Below are 20,846 nucleotides of genomic sequence, written 5' to 3' on the forward strand. Positions count from 1 at the left end.
AAGTATCTTTCGGGATCTGAATCGGCAGTGAAACTTTCTTGCGGGGTCCGGGTGATGTCAACCGTCCCAAAGAATCTGACACAGCATCAGAAAATCTCTTCCCTCGGCCGGCGGGCTGCGGCATCCTGCCGCCCATGGAGACGGAGCTGAGCAAGAGACTGGGGATCGAGCACGCCATCTTCGGCTTCACGCCCTTCCCCGCGGTGGCCGCCGCCATCAGCCGAGCGGGCGGATTCGGGGTGCTGGGCGCGGTCCGCTACACCGCACCCGACGACCTCAAACGTGACCTCGACTGGATGCAGGACCACACCCAGGGCATGCCGTACGGCCTGGATGTCGTCATGCCCGCCAAGAAGGTCGAGGGTGTGAGCGAGACCGACGTCGAGGCCATGATTCCCGAGAGCCACCGGCAGTTCGTCCGCGACACCCTCGCCAAGCACGGTGTCCCTGAACTCCCGGAGGGCGAGGCCTCCGGCTGGCGCATCACCGGATGGATGGAGCAGGTCGCCCGCAACCAGCTCGACGTCGCCTTCGACTACCCCATCGGACTCCTCGCCAACGCCCTCGGATCACCGCCCGCAGACGTCGTCGCGCGCGCCCACGACCGGGGCGTCCTCGTCGCGGCACTCGCGGGAAGCGCCCGGCACGCACGCCACCACGCCGACGCGGGCATCGACATCGTCGTCGCCCAGGGCTACGAAGCGGGCGGCCACACCGGCGAGATCGCCTCGATGGTGCTCACCCCGGAAGTCGTCGACGCCGTGAACCCGTTGCCCGTACTCGGCGCGGGCGGCATCGGCAGCGGCGAGCAGATCGCCGCCGCCCTCGCCCTCGGCGCGCAGGGCGCCTGGCTCGGCTCGCTCTGGCTCACCACCCACGAGGCCGACCTCCACTCCCGCGCACTCACCGCCAAACTCCTCGCGGCGGGCTCCGGCGACACCGTCCGCTCCCGCGCCCTGACCGGCAAACCCGCCCGGCAGCTGCGCACCGAGTGGACCGACGCCTGGGACGACCCCGATGGACCGGGCACGCTCCCGATGCCCCTGCAGGGGCTGCTCGTCGCCGACGCCGTCTCCCGGATACAGAAGTACGAAGTGGGCCCGCTGCTGGGCACGCCCGTCGGCCAGATCGTCGGCCGGATGAACAGCGAGCGCAGCGTCCAGCAGGTCTTCGACGAGCTGACCCGCGGCTTCGAGCGGGCCGTCGACCGCATCAACCGCATCGCCGGAAGGAGCGAGTCATGACCGAACGGACGTCGGGGTCCCCCCGGACGGGGTCAGGGGGAGGCTTCTGGGCGCAGGCCACCGCGGATCCCGAGCGTACGATCCTCGTCGCGCCGGACGGCGAGGAGTGGAGCGCGGGACGGCTGCACGCGGCCGTGAACCAACTGGTGCACGGTCTGCGCGCGGCCGGCCTCGAACAGGGCGACGCCTTCGCCGTCGTCCTGCCCAACGGCGTGGAGCTCTTCACCGCCCATCTCGCCGCCTCGCAGGCCGGCCTCTATCTCGTCCCCGTCAACCACCACCTCGTCGGCCCCGAGATCGCCTGGATCGTCGCCGACTCCGGCGCCAGGGTGCTCATCGCGCACGAGCGCTTCGCGGACGCCGCCGCAGCAGCCGCGGACGAGGCGAAGCTTCCCGAAAGCCACCGCTACGCAGTCGGCGAGGTCGACGGATTCCGCCCGTACGCCGAACTCCTCGACGGGCAGCCCGCGTCCGTACCCGTCGACCGGTCGCTCGGCTGGGTCATGAACTACACCTCGGGTACCACCGGCAAGCCGCGCGGCATCCGCCGTCCGCTATCCGGGAAGCTCCCCGAGGAGACCAACCTCGGCGGATTCCTCGGCTTCTTCGGCATCAAACCCTTCGACGGCAACGTCCATCTGGTCTGTTCGCCGCTCTACCACACGGCCGTGCTCCAGTTCGCGAGCGCCGCCCTGCACATCGGGCACCCCCTGGTGCTGATGGACAAGTGGACGCCCGAGGAGATGCTGCGCCTCATCGAAGCGCACGGCTGCACCCACACGCACATGGTGCCGACGCAGTTCCACCGCCTTCTCGCGCTGCCGGACGAGGTCAAGGAGCGCTACGACGTCACCTCCATGCGGCACGCCATCCATGGCGCCGCCCCCTGTCCCGACCATGTGAAACGGGCGATGATCGACTGGTGGGGGAGCTGTGTGGAGGAGTACTACGCGGCCAGCGAGGGCGGGGGCGCGTTCGCGACCGCCGAGGACTGGCTGAAGAAGCCCGGCACCGTCGGCAAGGCCTGGCCGATCAGCGAACTCGCCGTCTTCGACGACGACGGCAACCGGCTGCCGCCCGGTGAACTGGGGACCGTCTACCTGAAGATGAGCACCGGGGGCTTCAGCTACCACAAGGACGCGGCGAAGACGAGGAGCAACCGCATCGGCGACTTCTTCACCGTCGGAGACCTCGGGATCCTGGACGAGGACGGCTATCTCTTCCTCCGCGACCGGAAGATCGACATGATCATCTCGGGAGGCGTCAACATCTACCCCGCCGAGATCGAGGCGGCCCTGCTGACCCATCCCGCCGTCGCGGACGCGGCCGCGTTCGGGATTCCGCACGCCGACTGGGGCGAGCAGGTCAAGGCCGTCGTCGAGCCCGCCGAGGGCCATCGCGCGGACGACGCCCTGGCGGCCGACATCCTCGCGCACTGCGAGCGCGTTCTCGCCGGGTACAAGCGCCCCAGGTCGGTGGACTTCATCGCGGCGATGCCGCGCGACCCCAACGGCAAGCTCTACAAACGGCGGCTGAGGGAGCCCTACTGGGAGGGCCACGAGCGCGCCCTGTGAAGCCCGCGTACGCGATGCCCGCCGATACCCTGCCGATCCGGCTCCACGCTGGCTGACCCGCTGACCCGCTGACCCGCTGACCCGCTTGGCCGCCCTGGCGGGTGGGCGGCGTGAGTGGCCCAACGTCTGATTGCCGAGCGCCGGCCTGCTGCACCACCGGCCGGCGACCGCCCAGGTCTCCGGCTCCGCTCGGGCCGAATCGCGGGCGTGCAGCCTGCCTTGTGGTGAGAGGGCGGTCGGGGCCGGACTACTCGGCCACGTCGTCGGGGCCGGGCAGTCGGGGCGGGAAGTGCCGGCGACGAATCACCGCCTCACTACGACCAACAAATCTTTGGCGAGTTCCGGTCAGTGCGGGATCAGGAACCCAATGACCCCTAGCCGCAAATGGGCACGCGAGCGCAGGCTGTTCCCTTCGGCGACGCACACCGCCGCCGAAGAGATCCGGGTGCGGAACCGCCGAACGCGTGGCACCTGTCTGTATCGGAGAACGTCATGTTCCCCATCGCGCTCATGCTGTGCGGAGCTTCTCTCGCTCTCGGCACCCTTGCTCGGGCCCCGAACGTGCCGCACCTTCAGGCCCAGGCGGCTGCCGTGGCCGCGTCCACGACTTCAGTGCAGATGCCCGCCACCATGGGCTGGGAGCAGCCGGGCAAAGCTCGGCAAGGTCGAGACCAATGTCAGATATGGAGAAGGCAACGGTCAGTCTCTCTTCATCTCACGATGCTCGAGAAAGGATCAGAATGTCCCGCAAGAGGATCGCTACACGCAGGAAGAAGCTCGTCTGGCTGGTCGCCGGCGCCAGCGTGATCACCGCTGGTTTTGCCGCGGCGACCGGTGCCGGCTTCGCGTCCCAGAACGAGACGAGGGCATTGCCGCCGCCTACGATCCCGTCCAGCACAGCCTGCGCAAACGGCACCGCGGTCGCCGTTGTCTTGGACAACTTCGAGCGTGTGGAGAATGCCGCGAACAACCGTTCGTCCGATGGCCTCATTTCGCACGATGACCTGGTCGCGGCCGGGCAGTTCTTGAACGGCCGTTCGCTCCAGGTTCAGAGCGCCGCCAATCACATCCTGCGAACCCCCGGGCTGGAAGCACGCGTTGCCAGCGCCGCGCTTGACGGTGCTTTCGACACCAACATCTCAAGGAGCGACCTGAGGAACGACGTGGTGGAGGAGATCCTAGGTAGCATAGACGACCTCCTCGGCGAGATCGAGGATGTAATCGAGGAAAACGCCCTAGCCTTCGTAAGGGAATACTGTGGGAACGGGGGGAGTTAGCCTTGGGCTACGGCACGCTCATGAAGTTGCGCGCCATGCGCGACTGCGAGTCGTACACGTCGTCGCGGCCATCAACGAGTGGCTGTGAACAGCACATTCGATACACGCCCTAAGGGCTGTCCCGGTAATCCCGGGCGGGTCAGCGCACGGCGTCAGATGCGGTGCATCGCAAGGCGGAGGGTCGTCCTCATACTGGGCGTATTCGGATGAGTCCGACAACGCAGCGAGGTGCCGTAGCTGGCGTCGGGCGCCCGGTGGGGATTGCGGGACAGCCCTTAGTAGTGCGGCTGGCCCGCTGACCCCGAATTCCCCCCGGGGAAAGCACTCCGGCCGCACCTCCCGGCCGGGGTGAGGGCCCTGAAAAGGGCCCTCACCCCGGCAAAGACTTCCGGTACGGACCCGCCACCGCCCCGTCGTTCCTCGGGATGATCGCCGTCGGAGTCCGTGCCGGAGCAAGCAGCGGTCTGGCCGGGTGTCTGGGCATGGATCCCGCCCAGGCCGCGAACGGAGGGTTGCCCGTGGCGTGGTCCTCCCCTCCTCCAGGGAGCCGCCGGGCGTCGCCCAGAAGCCGCCGCTCTCGTCGTAGCGCAGCAGCAGGACGCGGTCGTCTGCGTCCATGACGATGGCGCGGGCGGCTTCCCTCAGTGGCGGTGTGGAGGTGGTCATGCCTTCCAGTGTGGAAGCCCCCAGAGGGGGGCGGGACCGTTCGACCAGGTAGGCGTCTTCGCCGCCGTCCTGATCACCTGCAATGGCATTGTCGGCCTGTCCGTGCTGGTCGCCGCGCTGCGCAATCGGGTGGCCCTCTTCCACGCCGAGGACGCCGGTGCCGCGCTCGCGAGGCCTGGTGGAGCCTCGGACTGCTGCTGACCGTAGTGCCCGGACCGAGCCACAAATGCCGTACTCGGTGTGGCGGATGACGGCGGACAGACCGCCGCCGGAGGGATGCCGGTCGTGCCGGCCAGGAAAGTCGGCCGAAGCGGGGGCGGCAGCACGGCGGCTGCGGTGACGAGGGCCGTGCAGGTGAATACGAGCCGTCTCAGGCGGGTGCGGAAGAGCAAGGTGCATCCCAACAGGACTGCGGTGAAAGCTGCTTGGTCCAAGCACTCGGCCAGGACGGGCGCTGTCAACATCCCGTTCGGTATCCCGCGGCTTGACCCTCCGGTCCCCGCCGCCGAGGATCACGCCATGACAGCCGTACGCAGCAACACCGTCGACTCGGTCGTGCGGAGCACCGCACGCCGTACCCCCGACCGCACAGCCGTGCGCTACGCGGACCGGACCTGGACCTACGCCGAGCTCGACGACGCCGTCACCACCGCGGCGGCCGTCCTTTCCGGCCACGGGCTGAGCACCGGGGACCGGGTCGCGACCTACGGCCACAACTCCGACGTCTACCTCATCGCCTTCCTCGGCTGCGCACGGGCGGGACTCGTCCACGTCCCGGTCAACCAGAACCTCACCGGCGACGATCTCGCCTACATCGTGGAGCAGTCGGGCAGCGCCCTCGTACTGGCCGACCCGGATCTTGCTCCGAGGCTGCCGGGCGGGCTCCCCGTCAGGCCGCTGCGCGACGCGGACGACTCCCTGCTCGCCGAACTGGCCACGCCCCGCAGCTTCACCCCCGAACGCGAGCCCGTGCCCGAGGACCTGGTCCAGCTGCTGTACACCTCCGGCACCACTGCCCAGCCCAAGGGCGCCATGATGACCCACCGGGCGCTGTCCCACGAGTACGTGAGCGCCATGACGGCCCTCGACCTCGCCGAGGGCGACCGTCCCGTCCACGCGCTGCCGCTGTACCACTCCGCCCAGATGCATGTCTTTCTGCTGCCCTACCTCGCGGTGGGCGCGGAGAACACCATCCTGGACGCCCCCGACGCGGACCGGATCTTCGACCTGGTCGAAGCGGGCCGCGCCGACAGCCTCTTCGCCCCGCCCACCGTCTGGATCGGCCTCTCCAACCACCCCGGCTTCGCCACCCGCGACCTCGGCGCCCTGCGCAAGGCGTACTACGGCGCGTCGATCATGCCCGTTCCGGTGCTGGAGAAGCTCCGCGAGCGGCTGCCGGAGCTGCGCTTCTACAACTGCTTCGGCCAGAGCGAGATCGGCCCGCTCGCCACCGTCCTGCGCCCGGAGGATCACGAGGGGCGGATGGACTCCTGCGGCCGACCCGTGCTCTTCGTCGACGCGAAGGTCGTCGACGAGGGCGGCGAGGAGGTCCCGGACGGCACGGCAGGCGAGGTCGTCTACCGCTCGCCCCAGTTGTGCGAGGGCTACTGGGACAAGCCCGAGGAGACCGAAGCCGCCTTCCGCGACGGCTGGTTCCGCTCCGGCGACCTCGCGGTGCGCGATGGCCAGGGGTACTTCACCGTCGTCGACCGGGTGAAGGACGTCATCAACTCCGGGGGAGTGCTGGTCGCCTCGCGTCAGGTCGAGGACGCCCTCTACACACACCCGGCGGTCGCCGAGACCGCCGTGGTCGGACTCCCCGACGAGCGCTGGATCGAGGCCGTCACCGCCGTCGTCGTGACCCGCGAGGATGTCACCGAGGCCGAACTGATCGAGCACGCACGCGAGAAGCTCCCCCACTTCAAGGCCCCGAAGAAGGTCCTTTTCGTGGACGAGCTGCCGCGCAACGCCAGCGGGAAGATCCTCAAGCGGGAGCTGCGCGACCGCTTCACTTCTCCCTGAGGTCCACGATCCGCTTGATCTTGCCCACCAAGCCGACGTTCTCGTACGCATGGCGCAGGGTGGCCCGCAGTCGCTCCAGCTGGAGCGCCTCCAGCTCCTCGCGACCGATCCGCTCCGCCGCGTCCAGCAGGTCCGTCATACGGAATACTCCCGTCCCAAACCGGACGACCGATCATTCGGTCGTGCTCTTCGTGATCAGTAATCCAGCCGTCACGCCTCCTGGCAAGGGGGTGATCCCCGCCAACCGCGCGGGCCGGCGCCGTCCCGGCTCCGCTCTGGGCCCACCGCGCTGCCGGCCCACCCCGGCGACGGCTCTTGGCGTCCCGGTGCGACGGCCCCTGGCGTCCCGGTGCGCCGGGCGCGTGCGACGGCACCCGGCTCCGGAGCGCTCCGTCCGCAGAGCCGACGGTGGTCGCTTCCCCTGGACCGACGATACGGATTGGTGCGTACGGACGGTTGCCGCCATCCCGGCGCGATCAGGCGTGCGTGAGGGGGGATGATTGTGGGATAGAAGTTGAAATCCTCAAACAACCTCCGAGAAGGAGTCCGCGATGCCGCAGCCACAGGGATCCGAGCTCGACGCCGTCCTCGCCCGACGGGAGGAACTCCGCGAGCGCTATCTCCGCCCGGTCTCCGACCGGCCCCCGACCACGGCCCGCGGCGTCCACCATGTGGCCTTCATCTGTCGCGACGTCGAGGAGACCATCCGCTTCTACCAGGAACTCCTGGGCTTCCCCGTGGTCGAGATCGTGGAGAACCGCGACTACCGCGGCTCCACCCACTTCTTCTTCGACATCGGGCACGGCAATCTGCTCGGCTTCTTCGACTTTCCCGGCCACGACCACCCCTCCATCACCGAAACGATCGGCGGTGTGCAGCATCTGGCCCTGTCCGTGGGCGCCGCGGAGTTCGACGCGGCCCGTAAGGCGCTGGACGAGGCGGAGATCGAATACCTCGGGCCCGACCGCGGGGTTGAGGACAGTCTCTACATCCGCGACCCCAACGGTGTTCCGCTGGAGCTCTACCGGGAGCAGCTGGGCATCTTCAACGGTGAGCGGATCCTCGGGACTCGATGACCGGTGTCGGGTGATGTCCCTGGCCGGGCCCCTGGTCGTGGTTGCGGGCCGCCCGCCGGGGACTCGGCGCTCACCGCGCCGTCGAGTCCGTCGCGACCGTCCGCGCCCAGCGGTAGTCCGCCTTCCCGCTCGGCGAGCGCTGGATCTCCGGCGCGATCACCAGCTGCCGGGGGATCTTGTACCCGGCGAGCCGGGTGCGGCAGTGCGACTGGATGTCCTCCAGGGTCGGCGCGAGCGCACCCGCGCGCACCTGCACCACGGCGGCCACATGGTTGCCCCACCGGCTGTCGGGCACTCCCGCGACCAGCGCGTCGTACACATCCGGATGCGACTTGAGGGCCTGCTCGACCTCCTCCGGGTACACCTTCTCGCCGCCCGTGTTGATGCACTGCGAGCCCCGGCCGAGGACCGTGACGATGCCCTCGTCGTCGACGGTCGCCATGTCGCCGAGCAGTACCCAGCGCTCGTCGCCGCGCCGGAAGAACGTCTCGGCTGTCTTCTCCGGGTCGTTGTAGTAGCCGAGGGGGACATGACCGCGCTGTGCGATGCGTCCCGGCTCGCCCGGCTTCACCGGCTGGTACGTCGCCGGGTCGACCACCGCCGTACGGGCGTTGACCCGCAGCCTGAAGCCCTTCTCGGGGCCGGAGTCGTCGGTCGCGGTGCCGTTGAAGCCGGACTCGGACGAGCCGAAGTTGTTCAGCAGCATCACATGCGGCACCAGGGCCGTGAACTGGGCGCGCACCGTCTCCGACATGATCGCGCCGGATGAGGACACGCTGAACATCGACGAGCAGTCCGTCCCCTTCATCGGCCCGGCGAGGGCGTCGATCAACGGGCGCAGCATGGCGTCGCCGACCAGCGAGACACTGGTGACCTTCTCCTTCTCGATCGTACGGAGCACCTCCACCGGCATGTACTTGCGGTGGACGACAATCCGCTGGCCGAAGTTGAACCCGATGAAGGCGGTGAGCGTCGATGTGCCGTGCATGAGCGGGGGAGTGGGGAAGAAGGTGATGCCGTCGCCGCCCGCGGCCACCCGCTCGGCGAGCTCTGCCGGTGCGGAGACCGGCTCCCCGGTCGGTGCGCCGCCGCCGAGGCCGGAGAAGAAGAGATCCTCCTGCCGCCACATCACCCCCTTGGGCATGCCCGTCGTGCCACCGGTGTAGATGATGAACTGGTCGTCGGCGGAACGGGCGGGGAAGCCCCGCTCGGGTGAGGCGCCGGCCTCCGCCTCGGTGAAGGGGACGGCGTCCAGCCGTGGCGCGCCGTCCGGGGGCGTGCCCACACGGACCACGTGACGGAGCTTGTCGGTCTTCGGAAGTGCCGCCGCGACCCGCTCGCTGAACTCCGCGTCGAAGACGAGCGCGGCGAGGTCGGCGTCGCGGTAGAGGTAGACCAGTTCCTCCTCCACGTACCGGTAGTTGACATTGACCGGTACGACCCGGGCCTTGAGGCAGCCGAGCACCGTCTGGAGGTATTCGATGCCGTTGTAGAGGTGCAGGCCGAGGTGTTCGCCGGGCCGGATGCCTGAGTCGATGAGGTGGTGGGCGACGCGGTTGGCCGCGGCGTCCAGCTCCGCGTAGGTGAGCCGGCGCTCGGCGCCCGTGCCGGGGTGGTCGATGTACACGAGTGCCTCGCGGTCGGGGACCACATCGACGACCGACTCGAACAGGTCGGCAAGGTTGTACTCCACCGTTCCTCCTGACGCCGGCGAACTTCGGCACGGCGGTTATTAGAGCGCCGGTGGACACAACTGGGAAGGGGAGCCGCAGAAGAAATCTGACTGACTGTCAGAAAACTATTGAACTGGACCCCCACCTACTGCAACCTGTTCTAGGTCTTGAGACGGGAGGTCCGCACATGGGACGAAGTGGTGGTACCGAACACCTCACCGTGGAACGCGAAGGCGCCACGATGGTGCTCACCTTGAACAGGCCCGAGGCGAAGAACGCACTCTCGCTGCCGATGCTGGTCGGCCTCCACGACGGCTGGCTGGAGGCGGACGAGGACGACACGATCCGCTCCGTGGTGCTGACCGGCGCCGAAGGCTCGTTCTGCGCCGGGATGGACCTGAAGGCCCTCGCGGGTGGCGGCATGGAAGGAGAGCACTACCGGGACCGGCTGAAGGCCGACCCCGATCTTCACTGGAAGGCGATGCTGCGCCACCACCGCCCGCGCAAACCGGTGATCGCCGCGGTCGAGGGGTACTGCGTGGCGGGCGGCACCGAAATCCTCCAGGGCACCGACATCCGCGTCGCCGGCGCAGGCGCCACCTTCGGCCTGTTCGAGGTCAGGCGGGGGCTCTTCCCCATCGGCGGCTCCACCGTACGGCTGCAACGCCAGATCCCGCGGACACACGCCCTGGAGATGCTGCTCACCGGCCGCCCCTACAGCGCCGCGGAGGCGAAGGACATCGGCCTGGTGGGCCATGTCGTACCCGACGGGACAGCGCTGGAGAAGGCGCTCGCCGTCGCCGAGCAGATCAACGCGTGCGGACCGCTGGCCGTCGAGGCGGTCAAGGCGTCGGTCTACGAAACGGCGCAGATGAGCGAGACGGAGGGGCTGGCGGCCGAACTCGAACGGGGGTGGCCCATTTTCGGCACGGCCGACGCGAAGGAGGGGGCGCGGGCGTTCGCGGAGAAGAGGCCACCGGAGTACCGCCGAGCGTGAAGCCCCCCGCCCCTTCCCGTGGCCGGGGCCCCGCCGTGGGGCGTACCGGCCCGCCGACCCCCGGAACAAGGAGCCCCGCATATGACCGCCGCCCCGACCCCGGACATCCTGCGCGCACCCCTCGTCGTCGAGTTCCCCTTCACCCGCTCTCTCGGACCCGTCCAGTCCGCCTTCCTCACCGGGCTGCGCGAACGCACCGTGCTCGGCGTGCGGACCAGTGACGACAGGGTGCTCGTACCACCCGTGGAGTACGACCCCGTCACCGCCGAGGAGATACGCGACCTGGTCGAGGTCGCCGCCACCGGCACCGTCACAACCTGGGCCTGGAACCCCTCCCCGCGCCGCGACCAGCCGTCGGCCGAACCCTTCGCGTGGGTGCTGGTCCGGCTGGATGGCGCCGACACCTCGCTCCTACACGTCCTGGCCGCCCCCGGCCCCGACTCCGTACGCAGCGGAATGCGCGTCCGTGTGCGCTGGGCGCACGAACGCACCGGCGCGATCACGGACATCGCCTGCTTCGAGCCGTACGACAGCGAACCCGACGGCCGGGCGCCGACCGCACACCGCGGCGTATTCGACGACGCCGTCACCGGCGTCGTCGCTCCCGCCCGGCTCGACTACACCTACTCGCCCGGCCGCGCCCAGACCGCGTACATCAACGCTCTCGCAGGCCGAAAAGCCGTAGGCGAACGCTGCCCCCGCTGCCGCAAGGTCTATGTCCCGCCCCGCGGCGCCTGCCCCACCTGCGGTGTGGCCACCGAGGAACAGGTCGAGGTCGGACCGCGCGGCACGGTCACCACGTACTGCATCGTCAACATCAAGGCGAAGAACCTCGACATCGACGTGCCCTACGTCTACGCGCACATCGCCCTCGACGGCGCCGACCTCGCCCTCCACGGCCGCATCGGCGGAATCCCCTACGACCAGGTACGGATGGGCCTGCGCGTCGAACCGGTGTGGACGGACGGCTCCCGGCACCCCGACCACTACCGGCCCACCGGCGAGCCGGACGCCGACTACGACGCCTACAAGGAGCTGCTCTGATGCGTTACTCCAGGGACGTGGCCGTCGTCGCCTTCGCGCAGAGCGACCATGTGCGCCACAGCGACGAGCTCTCCGAGGTCGAGATGGTGATGCCCGTCCTGCACGAGGTGCTCCACCGGACCGGCCTGAGGGCCGGCGACATCGGCTTCACCTGCTCGGGCTCCAGCGACTATCTCGCCGGACGCGCCTTCTCCTTCACCATGACCCTCGACGGCGTCGGGGCCTGGCCGCCGATCTCCGAGTCCCATGTGGAGATGGACGGCGCCTGGGCCCTGTACGAGGCATGGGTGAAGCTGCTCACCGGAGAGGCCGACACCGCGCTGGTCTACGGGTACGGGAAGTCCTCGCCGGGCGAGGTGCGTGATGTGCTGACCCGCCAGCTCGACCCGTACTACCTCGCCCCGCTCTGGCCCGACTCGGTGGCACTCGCCGCGCTCCAGGCACAGGCCCTCATCGACGCGGGAGCCACCGACGAACCCGCCCTGGCGTCCATCGCCGCCCGCAGCCGCGCGGATGCCGAGTCCAACCCTCACGCTCAGCTGAAGGGCACGGTCGCATCAGGGGAGTACCTCGTGTGGCCCCTGCGGACCGGGGACTGCCCGCCGATCGGCGACGGCGCGGCCGCCGTGATCCTCGCCGCCGACGAGAGGGCCCGCGAACTGTGCGAGCGGCCCGCCTGGATCCGCGGCATCGACCATCGCATCGAGGCCCACGGCCTGGGGGTGCGCGACCTGACCGATTCGCCCTCCACCCGGCTCGCCGCCAAGCGCGCGGGAGCCTTCGAGCGGCCCGTGGACACCGCGGAACTGCACGCCCCCTTCAGCTCGCAGGAGGTCGTCCTGCGCCGGGCTCTCGACCTCGACGAAAGGGTGAGGGTCAACCCGTCCGGCGGAGCACTCGCAGCCAACCCGGTGATGGCCGCGGGCCTCATCCGGATCGGCGAGGCCGCCGCCCGCATCCACCGCGGAGAGTCCCACCGGGCGCTCGCACACGCCACCTCCGGCCCCTGCCTCCAGCAGAACCTGGTCGCCGTCCTCGAAGGAGAGGCCCGTGAGTAAGGAGCCCGTGGCAGTCGTCGGCATCGGCCAGACCAAGCATGTCGCCGCCCGCCGGGACGTCTCGATCGCGGGCCTGGTCCGCGAGGCGGCCGGGCGGGCCCTCGATGACGCCCAGTTGACCTGGCCGGACATCGACGCCGTCGTCATCGGCAAGGCGCCCGACTTCTTCGAGGGCGTGATGATGCCGGAGCTCTATCTCGCCGACGCCCTCGGCGCGGTCGGCAAACCCATGCTGCGGGTGCACACCGCGGGCTCGGTCGGCGGCTCCACCGCTCTGGTCGCCTCGAACCTGGTGGCATCCCGCGTGCACGCCACCGTGCTGACACTCGCCTTCGAGAAGCAGTCCGAGTCCAACGCCATGTGGGGCCTGTCCCTGCCGATCCCGTTCCAGCAGCCGCTGCTGGCGGGCGCGGGCGGCTTCTTCGCCCCGCACGTCCGGGCGTACATGCGCCGCACCGGCGCGCCGGACACGGTCGGCTCCCTCGTCGCGTACAAGGACCGGCGCAACGCCCTGAAGAATCCGTACGCCCATCTCCACGAGCACGGGATCACCCTGGAGAAGGTCCAGGCGTCACCGATGCTGTGGGACCCGATCCGCTACTCCGAGACCTGCCCGTCCTCCGACGGAGCCTGCGCGATGATCCTCACCGACAGGGCGGGGTCGGCCCGTTCACCGCACCCGCCTGCCTGGATGCACGGCGGCGCGATGCGCAGCGAGCCCACGATGTTCGCCGGCAAGGACTTCGTGTCCCCCCAGGCCGGCAAGGACTGCGCCGCCGATGTCTACCGGCAGGCGGGCATCGCCGATCCGCGCAGGGAGATCGACGCGGTCGAGATGTACGTGCCGTTCTCCTGGTACGAGCCGATGTGGCTGGAGAATCTCGGCCTCGCCGCCGAGGGCGAGGGCTGGAAACTCACCGAGTCCGGGGTCACCGAACTCGGCGGAGATCTCCCCGTCAACCCGTCGGGCGGCGTGCTCTCCACGAACCCCATCGGGGCCTCCGGCATGATCCGCTTCGCCGAGGCGGCCCTCCAGGTGCGCGGCCGGGCGGGCGAACACCAGGTCCAGGGAGCCCGCAAGGCGCTGGGACACGCCTACGGCGGCGGTTCGCAGTTCTTCTCCATGTGGCTGGTCGGCGCAGAGCCGCCCACCACCTGATCAGGACCGTGGCGGGTGCTTCCCCCGGGACGGGCCGCGGTCTTGCTTCCGCGGCCTGTCGTGGGCCCGGGACGATCGCTAGTCTGAGGCGCGGAGACGACGCGGGAGGAGCACGGACGTGGCCGAGAGCACGACCACCACGCAGCGGTTTTCGGGCTGGGACAAGCCGGAACTCGACCTCAGCAACGCCGACTGGCAGTCCAGCAGCCAGGGAACGGGAGACGTCCAGATCGCCTTCGTCGAAGGCTTCATCGCCATGCGCAACGGCGGCCGGCCGGAGAGTCCGTCGCTGATCTTCTCTCCGGCGGAATGGCGCGCCTTCGTCGTGAACGCCCGTGACGGAGAGTTCGACCTCACGTAGAGGGTGACACCCAGGGGGTGAGCCGCCGCGGTCCTCATGCCGGGACGGCACGTTGCCGTCACCGGCATGGCCGCGGACGCCCGCGCGGAGCATGCCGCCGCGACCGTGGCGCCCGCCCGACCTTTCCTCGGGGGAATCGTCCGGCAGAGCCGCACGGGGAGAACGCCGAGCCGACAACGCTGACCGGCGGGCTGCGGACTCGATTTCCCGTGCTCGTGAGGGCGGCCGGATCAGCGGCGGTCACCAGTTCATCGGAGACTGAACACACCGGTACTGATTTCCGTATGAGTCTGCGTACCTCGCCGTCCGGGGTGCGCAGCGTTCCCGCGAAGACTCCGTACCGAGACTGTGAGGATCAGCCCATGAACGACTCCGTCAACCTTCCGCTGCAAGCCCTTCCGGACGGGGAGGCGGAGCTCCGCCTCGTCGTTCGCCTCCAGTGGGAGGACATCGCGGCGCTCGGGCAGGAGGCGAGTCGGCTGGCCGCTCAGATGCAGCGACCCGTGAGCCTCGACGAGGCGGCGAGCCACCGGTTGCGCAACCGCGCCGCCGGCCACGCGCGGCCCGCGCCGGAACGCGCGCAGGTCACGGCCGCCTCCTCGGTCTCGTCCCTCACCGGCCGCACCCCCGGCGAACACGCGCGCCAGGCGATAGACAAGATAAACGCCCCCGCCGCCCCGGGGATGGGCCCGGCTCAGACGTCGGCCTGACCTACCCACCGGCAGTCCGCGCAACCCCCTTTCGCAAGGCCGGTCCCCGCGGGGCCTCGCGGGCGTACCCTGAGGTGCCTTGAGGACGTAGGTCCGGCAGCTCCATCACCGCGCCGGGCGTACGCCCCGGCCGTGGGGGTGCACCATGACGCGACGCGCCGGCAGAAACAGGCGCCGGCTCCTCGAGCGCGAGGCCGAACTGGCCGCCGTCGACGAGGCGCTGACCGAGTTGGTCGGTCTCAGCCCGGACGGCACGGACCTTCCCGAGCCCCCGCGCGGGGCGCTCCTCGCCTTCGCGGGACACGCGGGCCTCGGCAAGACGACGCTGCTCGCCGAGGTGCGCCGCCGCGCCGCCGCGGCGGGTTGCACGGTCCTCTCCGCGCGCGGCGGAGACCAGGAGCAGCAGGTCGCCTTCCATGTCGCCCGCCAGCTCATCCAGCCCCAGCTGGCCGGCACCTCCGATGCGGCCCTGCGTCTGCAGCTGGGGAGTTGGTACGCCATCGTCGGCCCCGCGCTCGGGCTGTGCACCGCCGAGGCGGGCGCGCCTCCCGACCCCCAGGGCCTGCGCGACGGCCTCGACTGGGTCCTCACCCATCTCGCCGTCCAGCGCGCCCCGCTCGTCCTCGTCCTCGACGATGCACACTGGGCCGATCCGGAGTCACTCAGCTGGCTGGCGGCCTTCGCGCCCCGGGCCGAGGAGCTTGCGATGCTGCTCGTCGTCGCCTATCGGCCCGAGGAACTGCCGGAGCACGCCAGGCAGTTCCGCGGACTCCCCGGCCGGGCAGGGCAGCGCCCCATCGACCTCGAACCGCTCACCGCACTCGCCGTGGGACGGCTCGTACGCGACCAGCTCGGCGCCCACGCCGACGACGCGTTCTGCCGCGAGTGCTGGGCCGTCACCGCCGGCAACCCCTTCGAGGCCGTCGAACTGACCGCCAAGGTCAGCGACCGCGGCCTCGAACCCACCGAGGCCGGTGCCCACCTCCTGCGCGACCTCGCCGCCGCCGTCAAGGGCAGTGGACTCGTCGACCGCCTCGAACGGCTCGGCGTCTCCACCGTCCGCCTCGCCTGGGCCGGCGCCGTCCTCGGCACCGAGATCCAGCCCGCCCTCGCGGCGAGCGTCGCGGGCCTCGGCAGCGAGGAGGCCGCGGACGCGGCGGACCGGCTGCGCGACGCCCGCATCCTCACCGGCTCGGGCACCCTCGAATTCGTCCACCCGCTGATCGCCACCGCCGTCTACCGCGCCATCCCCGACGCCGTACGGGTCGCCCTCCACGGCCAGGCCGCCTGGTCCGTCGTCGACGCCGGACTCGGCTCCACGGCCGCCGCCCGCCACCTCATGGAGACCCACCCCGAGGGAGACCCGTGGGTCGTCCACCATCTGCGCGAGGCCGCACGCGAGACGCTGCGCGCCGGTGCCCCCGACGCGGCACGCCGCCTGCTCGCCCGCGCCCTGCGCGAACCCCCGGCCTTCGAGGACCGGGCCACCGTCCTGTTCGAACTGGGCTGCGCTTCCCTGCTCACCGAGCCCGCCACCACCGTCAACCATCTGCGCGCCGCCCTGGATGAACCCATCGCCGACCCGGCCATGCGCCAGGGCATCGTCTACCGCCTCTCGCAGGTCCTCGCCCACTCCGACCGCCTCGGCGAAGCGTCCGACACGCTTGCCCGGGAAGCCCGCCTCACCAGCGACCCGCGCACCCGGCTGCGCATGCAGTCCGAGAAGTTCATGTGGGACGCCTTCCGTGCCGACGAGCCCGACTCGCCCGCACGCTCCCGGCGTCTGGCCCGCCTCGCCGACCATCTCACCGGCCGTGACCTCACCGAGCGTTACATCATCGGGCTGCGCGCCTGGGACGCCACGCTGCGCGCCGAACCCGCGGAAGTCGCCCTGCGGCACGCCGAACGCGCCCTGAAGGGCGGACTCAGCTGGGCCGTCGAGGACCGCGGATTCGAGGTCCCCGTCCTGGTCGCCCTCACCTTTCTCTACGCCGACCGCCCCGGACGCGCCGAGGAGCTCTTCGCCGCCGGCACCGCGGAGTTCGAGCGCCAGGGCTGGCGCGGCGCCCATCTCTCCTTCGCCTACACCCTGCTCGCCTACATCCGCTACCGGCGCGGGCGACTCGCGGAGGCGGAGGACTTCGTCCGCGCGGGTCTGCGGCTCGCCGAGCGCGTCGGCCCGCGTACTCCGGTCGAGTGGTACGCGCTGGGCACCCTCGTCGAGGTGCTGCTCGCCCGGGGGCGCACGGAGGAGGCGGTGCTCATCGCCGAGGACCATGAATTCGGCGAGCCCTTCCCCGCGGCCGTGACCTTCCCCGACTCCCAGACCGTCTACGGCGAGCTGCTGCTGGCCCGCGGCCGGCACAAGGAGGCCGCCGTCGAACTGTCAGCTGCGGGCAGGCGGCTCGACCTGCGTGGTATGCGCAACCCCGCCTGGTGCCCCTGGCAGCTCCATCTCGCTCTCGCCGAGGCACACGATGCCCCGGAACGGGCCCGGGCCACCGCACTGGAGGCGGTGGAGCGCGCCCGCCGCTACGCGACCGCCTCCGCCGTCGGCCAGGCCCTGCGGGTGGCCGCCGAGGTGTCCGGAGGCAGCGAGCGGACCGCCTTCCTCGAAGAGGCCGTCGCCCATTTGGAGCGATCGCCCGCTGCCTACGAACTGGCCCGCACCCTGGTCGACCTCGGCTCCCACTTGCGCCGCACGGGCCGCTCCAAGCAGGCGGGGGAGTATCTCTACCGCGGCCTGGAAGGCGCAGGACAGTGCGGGGCCGATGGCCTCGCCGACGACGCCCGCGACGAGCTCAACGCGGCCGGACTGCGCCCCCGCCGGCTGCGTGCCATCGAGACCGACGCGCTGACCAACCGCGAGCGGACGGCCGCGCTTCTCACCGCACAGGGCCGGGACCGCGCCACGGTCGCCGCCGCGCTCCATGTGGACGAACACACCGTGACCAGGCTTCTCTCCGCCGTCTACCGCAAGGCGGGCACGGACGAGGCAGGTCTGGCGGACGCCGTGCAAGACAGCGCGGCCGAGAGCGTGGACGGCGGCCGTGCACGGTGACCGGCGACGTCCAAGAGGCTCCGGGGCCCGGCTCGGCCGGGCCCGCCCGGACACGTACCATGGCGGTATGTCCTTCCTCCGCCGCCGCAGCGCCGCCACCCCCGCGGGCCCGGACTTCGATGTCCTGGCCATGGACCCGGGCGACTGGCCCGGGAACCTGGGCGCGGGCCTGCTGCCCGCGCCCGACGGCACCTGCCAGGGCGTCTTTCTGCGGTACGACCTGTTCGGCGGCCGTGGCCCCGCAATGATCATCGGCAATCTGCCGGAGGGCTCGCCCGCCCGTGACCTCGAAGAGGGGCAGATTCCCTTCGAGGTGGCCCAGCTGCTGGTGGCACTCGAGAACGACGAGCCCGTGGACGTCGTGGACGTCGAGGACATGCCGGTGATGCAGGGCGACAACCTGCTGATCGTGCGGCGGCTGAAGCTCTCCGAAAGCCGGATCTCCTGCGTGCAGTTCGACCGCAGTGACAACGTCCTGGTCACCATCGCGAGCTGGGACCGGCCGATCACCGACGATCTCTACGCGCTGCTCAAGCCGCTTCCTGCCGAGCTCTTCCAGCAGGGCTGAGTCCAGGCCTCGGCCCGTTCCGGTGCCGTCGGCACGACCCGCCGCGTGGTGATTCGCGGCAGGCCGCATCCGTCAACGGGTCCTCCTCTGCGGCCTGTTCGTCCCCGGGCCTATGCGCTCGCGGGCTGAGCGCTCAGCAGTCGCAGCACCTGCGCCGCCGACGTACCCCGCCCCGTGGGGCCGGCGAGGTGCCACGGGGCGCCGCCGGTCCCCGCCCGCAGATCCTCGTCGCGGTAGCGGACACAGTCGCGATGCCAGTTGAGGATCCCGGCCATCCAGTCCTGGAGCTCGTGCACATAGCCGTCCAGGATCTCCCGCGCCTCCGCGTCCAGCGCGAAGTCGTCGTAGAGGACGGGCAGTTCGACCTCGATGACATGCTGGAACTGCCGCATCCGCCCCTTCATCAGCTCGTGCACCATGTCCACGGCGGTCGGATAGTCGACGCCGAAGAAGTGCTGCACGACCAGGACGCCGTTGTGCACCTCACCCTCGTACTCGATCTCCTTCTGGTACGAGAAGAGGTCATTGATCAGCGTGGCGTAGTCGACCGCGGCGTTCTCCAGGGAGCGGACGGGGCCGCTGCGGTAGATCTCGGGAGGCACTCGGTCCCCGTGCGAGAGCCGGCACAGCCGCATGGTCATGTCCGCACCGAAGGTGAACCTGCGCATCTCGATGTAGTCCACCGGATCCGGGATCCGGTGCTGTGCCTGATTGGCCAGCTCCCACAGCCAGCTCGCCAGCATGTCCTCCACCGACGTGCGGAAGGTGCGCCGTGAGGCTTCGTCCATCGGGCCGGCCGTCCGCTTCCACAGATCGGCGAGTCCCCGTTCCATCGCGTCGGCCGGCTCGGGCGTCGGCTCCCCGTCCAGCGGCATGAACAGCAGCAGCCGCTCATTGGCCGCCCAGGCACCGGCCAGGTCGCGGTTGCGTCCGTAGATCACCGGATACAGGTCGTCGCCGTACGTACCCCAGGTCAGCCAGTTCGACGACAGGTCCAGTTCCTGCGGCGTCGCCTCCGGATGCAGTCCGGCCGAGCAGAGCGGCAGATCGATGTTGCGTGTGCGCCGCTCGTCCCAGATGTGCGAGCCGGGCCGCCCCGGCTGGGCCTCAAGGATTCCCATCCGCCGCGCCCACTCGATGTTCCGGTCCCGGGCACCGGCCAGGTGCGGACTGAGGGTGACGTCGTAGGGCAGTTCGAACGGGGGGAGCAGGGACGGGCCGACGTGCTGGTACGGCTGATGGGTGTGGCGGCGCAGACGCTGGGCCTCGGCGCGCGGGGTGAAGCGGATGGACGCGGCGGCCATGCCCCAGGCGCTGTCCGTGGGGCTGTCCGCGACCCCGCCGCCGTTCATATAGCGGCTGGAGCGCATGTGCCATTCGTGCCCGCCCGACTGCCAGTCCTGCAGGCCCTTGGCGTAGGCCAGCACGGCGGCGGTCTCGGCGGGGGTGAGGCCCTTCTCGGCGCACAGCGGTCCGACCTCGGTGAGCGCGGTGTTCTCGAACTGCTGCAGTCGCGAGGTCAGCAGATCGTTGACGGAATCGGCGGCCTCCTGTGTCGTACAGCCCAGGAAGGTCTCCATGACGAGGACGCCGTTGCTGTTCTCGCGCTCCTCCTCGACCTCGCGCTGGTACGAGAACAGGTCGTTGCGCAGATGCACCGCGTCCGCGAAGGCGTCGCGCAGCACGCACAGTGGCCGCGCGTGGGCCACCGACGCCGGGACCTCGGCGTTCGCGGCGTACTCGACCAGCCCCGCCGACCAGGGCGCGCCGCCGACCTTGCGCCGCATCTCGATGTACTCGACGGGGTTGGCGATCCGCCCCTCGTCCATGTTGGAGAGCTCCCACAGGGACTCGTTCAGCAGATGCTCGGTCGCTTCGGCGAACCGCACCCGCCAGGCCTGCGACATGCTCGGCACGGTCCGTGCCCACAGGTCGGCGAGGCCTGCCTCGACGGCGTTCTCCGGCTCCGGAGTGCCGTCCGATGGATCCATCGGCATGAAGGCGGGCAGCCGGTCCAGATACCGCTTCCCGCCCTCACGGTCCAGCGTCCGCTTGAAGGTCTCCAGGAAGTGGTCGTCGAAGAAGAAGACCCACACGTACCAGTCGGTGACGAGCGAGAGGACATCGGCGTCGCAGTCGGGATGGGCGTACGCGCACAGCAGGGCGTAGTCGTGGGCGTCGAGATCGCTCTCCTCCCAGATGCCCGACCCCTCCAGCATCTCCATCCCGCGCGCCCACTCCTTGGTGTGCCGCCGCGCCTCCTCGACATGCGGATTGAGCCGCGCCGGATACGGGACGTAGAAGTCCGGCAGTACGAAGGGCTGTGCCATGTGAGCGAGGGCCTTTCGGTGAGCAT

16 protein-coding genes and 1 pseudogene are annotated in these 20,846 nt (G+C 70.3%); 14 read left to right on the forward strand and 3 right to left on the reverse strand.

Translation table 11 applies throughout. The features are described from left to right. Positions 1-134: 134 nt before the first annotated feature. The 5 genes and pseudogenes from OG293_RS33785 (at position 135) to OG293_RS33805 (ending at position 6,783) form a co-directional block, all read left to right on the forward strand. On the forward strand, positions 135-1,244 hold the full coding sequence (locus OG293_RS33785; protein ID WP_406002536.1) for an NAD(P)H-dependent flavin oxidoreductase: 1,110 nt from the start codon (positions 135-137) through the stop codon (positions 1,242-1,244). Further along, complete coding sequence (locus OG293_RS33790) at positions 1,241-2,818, forward strand: acyl-CoA synthetase (protein WP_406002537.1); 1,578 nt, start codon at positions 1,241-1,243, stop codon at positions 2,816-2,818. Before OG293_RS33785 ends, OG293_RS33790 begins: the two co-directional genes overlap by 4 nt. A 740-nt stretch (positions 2,819-3,558) precedes the next feature. Then, positions 3,559-4,095: a ubiquitin-like protein Pup gene (locus tag OG293_RS33795; protein ID WP_406002538.1), complete on the forward strand. Its 537-nt coding sequence runs from the start codon at positions 3,559-3,561 to the stop codon at positions 4,093-4,095. 720 nt (positions 4,096-4,815) lie between these two features. Then, positions 4,816-4,932 (forward strand): annotated as a pseudogene (locus tag OG293_RS33800) (ionic transporter y4hA); the annotation flags it as partial. 348 nt (positions 4,933-5,280) lie between these two features. Then, positions 5,281-6,783 (forward strand): acyl-CoA synthetase, encoded by a 1,503-nt coding sequence (locus tag OG293_RS33805; RefSeq protein WP_406002539.1) that lies wholly within the window; start codon positions 5,281-5,283, stop codon positions 6,781-6,783. Here OG293_RS33805 and OG293_RS33810 read toward each other — a convergent pair. Next, the gene (locus OG293_RS33810; RefSeq protein WP_406002540.1) at positions 6,770-6,922 is read right to left on the reverse strand and encodes a hypothetical protein; all 153 of its coding nucleotides are present in this window, start codon (positions 6,920-6,922) and stop codon (positions 6,770-6,772) included. The genes OG293_RS33805 and OG293_RS33810 overlap by 14 nt on opposite strands. Positions 6,923-7,334: 412 nt before the next feature. On the opposite strand from OG293_RS33810, the gene OG293_RS33815 reads away from it, so the two are divergent. Beyond that, a complete protein-coding gene (locus OG293_RS33815) occupies positions 7,335-7,859 on the forward strand; it encodes a VOC family protein (RefSeq protein WP_406002541.1) in 525 nt (174 codons plus the stop codon). A 70-nt stretch (positions 7,860-7,929) separates the two neighbouring features. Here the strand turns inward: OG293_RS33815 and OG293_RS33820 are convergent, their stop codons facing one another. Next, positions 7,930-9,552: an acyl-CoA synthetase gene (locus OG293_RS33820; protein WP_406002542.1), complete on the reverse strand. Its 1,623-nt coding sequence runs from the start codon at positions 9,550-9,552 to the stop codon at positions 7,930-7,932. A gap of 167 nt (positions 9,553-9,719) precedes the next feature. Here OG293_RS33820 and OG293_RS33825 point away from each other — a divergent pair, with 167 nt between their 5' ends. The 8 genes from OG293_RS33825 to OG293_RS33860 all read left to right on the forward strand — a co-directional run bounded on the left by OG293_RS33825 (position 9,720) and on the right by OG293_RS33860 (position 18,490). After that, positions 9,720-10,529 carry a crotonase/enoyl-CoA hydratase family protein gene (locus tag OG293_RS33825; protein WP_406002543.1) on the forward strand — a complete coding sequence of 270 codons (810 nt, stop codon included), beginning with the start codon at positions 9,720-9,722 and terminating at the stop codon, positions 10,527-10,529. A gap of 81 nt (positions 10,530-10,610) precedes the next feature. After that, positions 10,611-11,573 carry a Zn-ribbon domain-containing OB-fold protein gene (locus OG293_RS33830; RefSeq protein ID WP_406002544.1) on the forward strand — a complete coding sequence of 321 codons (963 nt, stop codon included), beginning with the start codon at positions 10,611-10,613 and terminating at the stop codon, positions 11,571-11,573. Further along, entirely contained in the window at positions 11,573-12,631 is a 1,059-nt protein-coding gene (locus OG293_RS33835) for a thiolase domain-containing protein (RefSeq protein WP_406002545.1), read from the forward strand. Before OG293_RS33830 ends, OG293_RS33835 begins: the two co-directional genes overlap by 1 nt. Next, a complete protein-coding gene (locus tag OG293_RS33840) occupies positions 12,624-13,790 on the forward strand; it encodes a thiolase domain-containing protein (RefSeq protein WP_406002546.1) in 1,167 nt (388 codons plus the stop codon). Before OG293_RS33835 ends, OG293_RS33840 begins: the two co-directional genes overlap by 8 nt. 118 nt (positions 13,791-13,908) lie before the next feature. Beyond that, on the forward strand, positions 13,909-14,151 hold the full coding sequence (locus OG293_RS33845) for a DUF397 domain-containing protein (protein WP_406002547.1): 243 nt from the start codon (positions 13,909-13,911) through the stop codon (positions 14,149-14,151). A gap of 362 nt (positions 14,152-14,513) precedes the next feature. Continuing rightward, positions 14,514-14,861 carry a hypothetical protein gene (locus tag OG293_RS33850; RefSeq protein WP_406002548.1) on the forward strand — a complete coding sequence of 116 codons (348 nt, stop codon included), beginning with the start codon at positions 14,514-14,516 and terminating at the stop codon, positions 14,859-14,861. 145 nt (positions 14,862-15,006) lie between these two features. Continuing rightward, on the forward strand, positions 15,007-17,922 hold the full coding sequence (locus OG293_RS33855) for an ATP-binding protein (RefSeq protein ID WP_406002549.1): 2,916 nt from the start codon (positions 15,007-15,009) through the stop codon (positions 17,920-17,922). A 67-nt stretch (positions 17,923-17,989) separates the two neighbouring features. Beyond that, positions 17,990-18,490: a hypothetical protein gene (locus OG293_RS33860; protein ID WP_406002550.1), complete on the forward strand. Its 501-nt coding sequence runs from the start codon at positions 17,990-17,992 to the stop codon at positions 18,488-18,490. 110 nt (positions 18,491-18,600) lie between these two features. Here the strand turns inward: OG293_RS33860 and OG293_RS33865 are convergent, their stop codons facing one another. After that, positions 18,601-20,820, reverse strand: a complete 2,220-nt coding sequence (locus tag OG293_RS33865; protein WP_406002551.1) for a germacradienol/geosmin synthase — start codon at positions 20,818-20,820, stop codon at positions 18,601-18,603. Positions 20,821-20,846: the final 26 nt, after the last annotated feature.

This window comes from Streptomyces sp. NBC_00829 (assembly GCF_045161795.1).
Classification (GTDB): Bacteria; Actinomycetota; Actinomycetes; order Streptomycetales; family Streptomycetaceae; genus Streptomyces.

Excerpts from the sequence above, each read along its gene's own strand:
- OG293_RS33785 (WP_406002536.1), top strand. The coding sequence starts at position 135 with ATGGAGACGGAGCTGAGCAAGAGACTGGGGATCGAGCACGCCATCTTC.
- OG293_RS33790 (WP_406002537.1), top strand. The coding sequence starts at position 1,241 with ATGACCGAACGGACGTCGGGGTCCCCCCGGACGGGGTCAGGGGGAGGC.
- OG293_RS33795 (WP_406002538.1), top strand. The coding sequence starts at position 3,559 with ATGTCCCGCAAGAGGATCGCTACACGCAGGAAGAAGCTCGTCTGGCTG.
- OG293_RS33805 (WP_406002539.1), top strand. The coding sequence starts at position 5,281 with ATGACAGCCGTACGCAGCAACACCGTCGACTCGGTCGTGCGGAGCACC.
- OG293_RS33810 (WP_406002540.1), bottom strand. The coding sequence starts at position 6,922 with ATGACGGACCTGCTGGACGCGGCGGAGCGGATCGGTCGCGAGGAGCTG.
- OG293_RS33815 (WP_406002541.1), top strand. The coding sequence starts at position 7,335 with ATGCCGCAGCCACAGGGATCCGAGCTCGACGCCGTCCTCGCCCGACGG.
- OG293_RS33825 (WP_406002543.1), top strand. The coding sequence starts at position 9,720 with ATGGGACGAAGTGGTGGTACCGAACACCTCACCGTGGAACGCGAAGGC.
- OG293_RS33830 (WP_406002544.1), top strand. The coding sequence starts at position 10,611 with ATGACCGCCGCCCCGACCCCGGACATCCTGCGCGCACCCCTCGTCGTC.
- OG293_RS33835 (WP_406002545.1), top strand. The coding sequence starts at position 11,573 with ATGCGTTACTCCAGGGACGTGGCCGTCGTCGCCTTCGCGCAGAGCGAC.
- OG293_RS33850 (WP_406002548.1), top strand. The coding sequence starts at position 14,514 with ATGAACGACTCCGTCAACCTTCCGCTGCAAGCCCTTCCGGACGGGGAG.
- OG293_RS33855 (WP_406002549.1), top strand. The coding sequence starts at position 15,007 with ATGACGCGACGCGCCGGCAGAAACAGGCGCCGGCTCCTCGAGCGCGAG.
- OG293_RS33860 (WP_406002550.1), top strand. The coding sequence starts at position 17,990 with ATGTCCTTCCTCCGCCGCCGCAGCGCCGCCACCCCCGCGGGCCCGGAC.
- OG293_RS33865 (WP_406002551.1), bottom strand. The coding sequence starts at position 20,820 with ATGGCACAGCCCTTCGTACTGCCGGACTTCTACGTCCCGTATCCGGCG.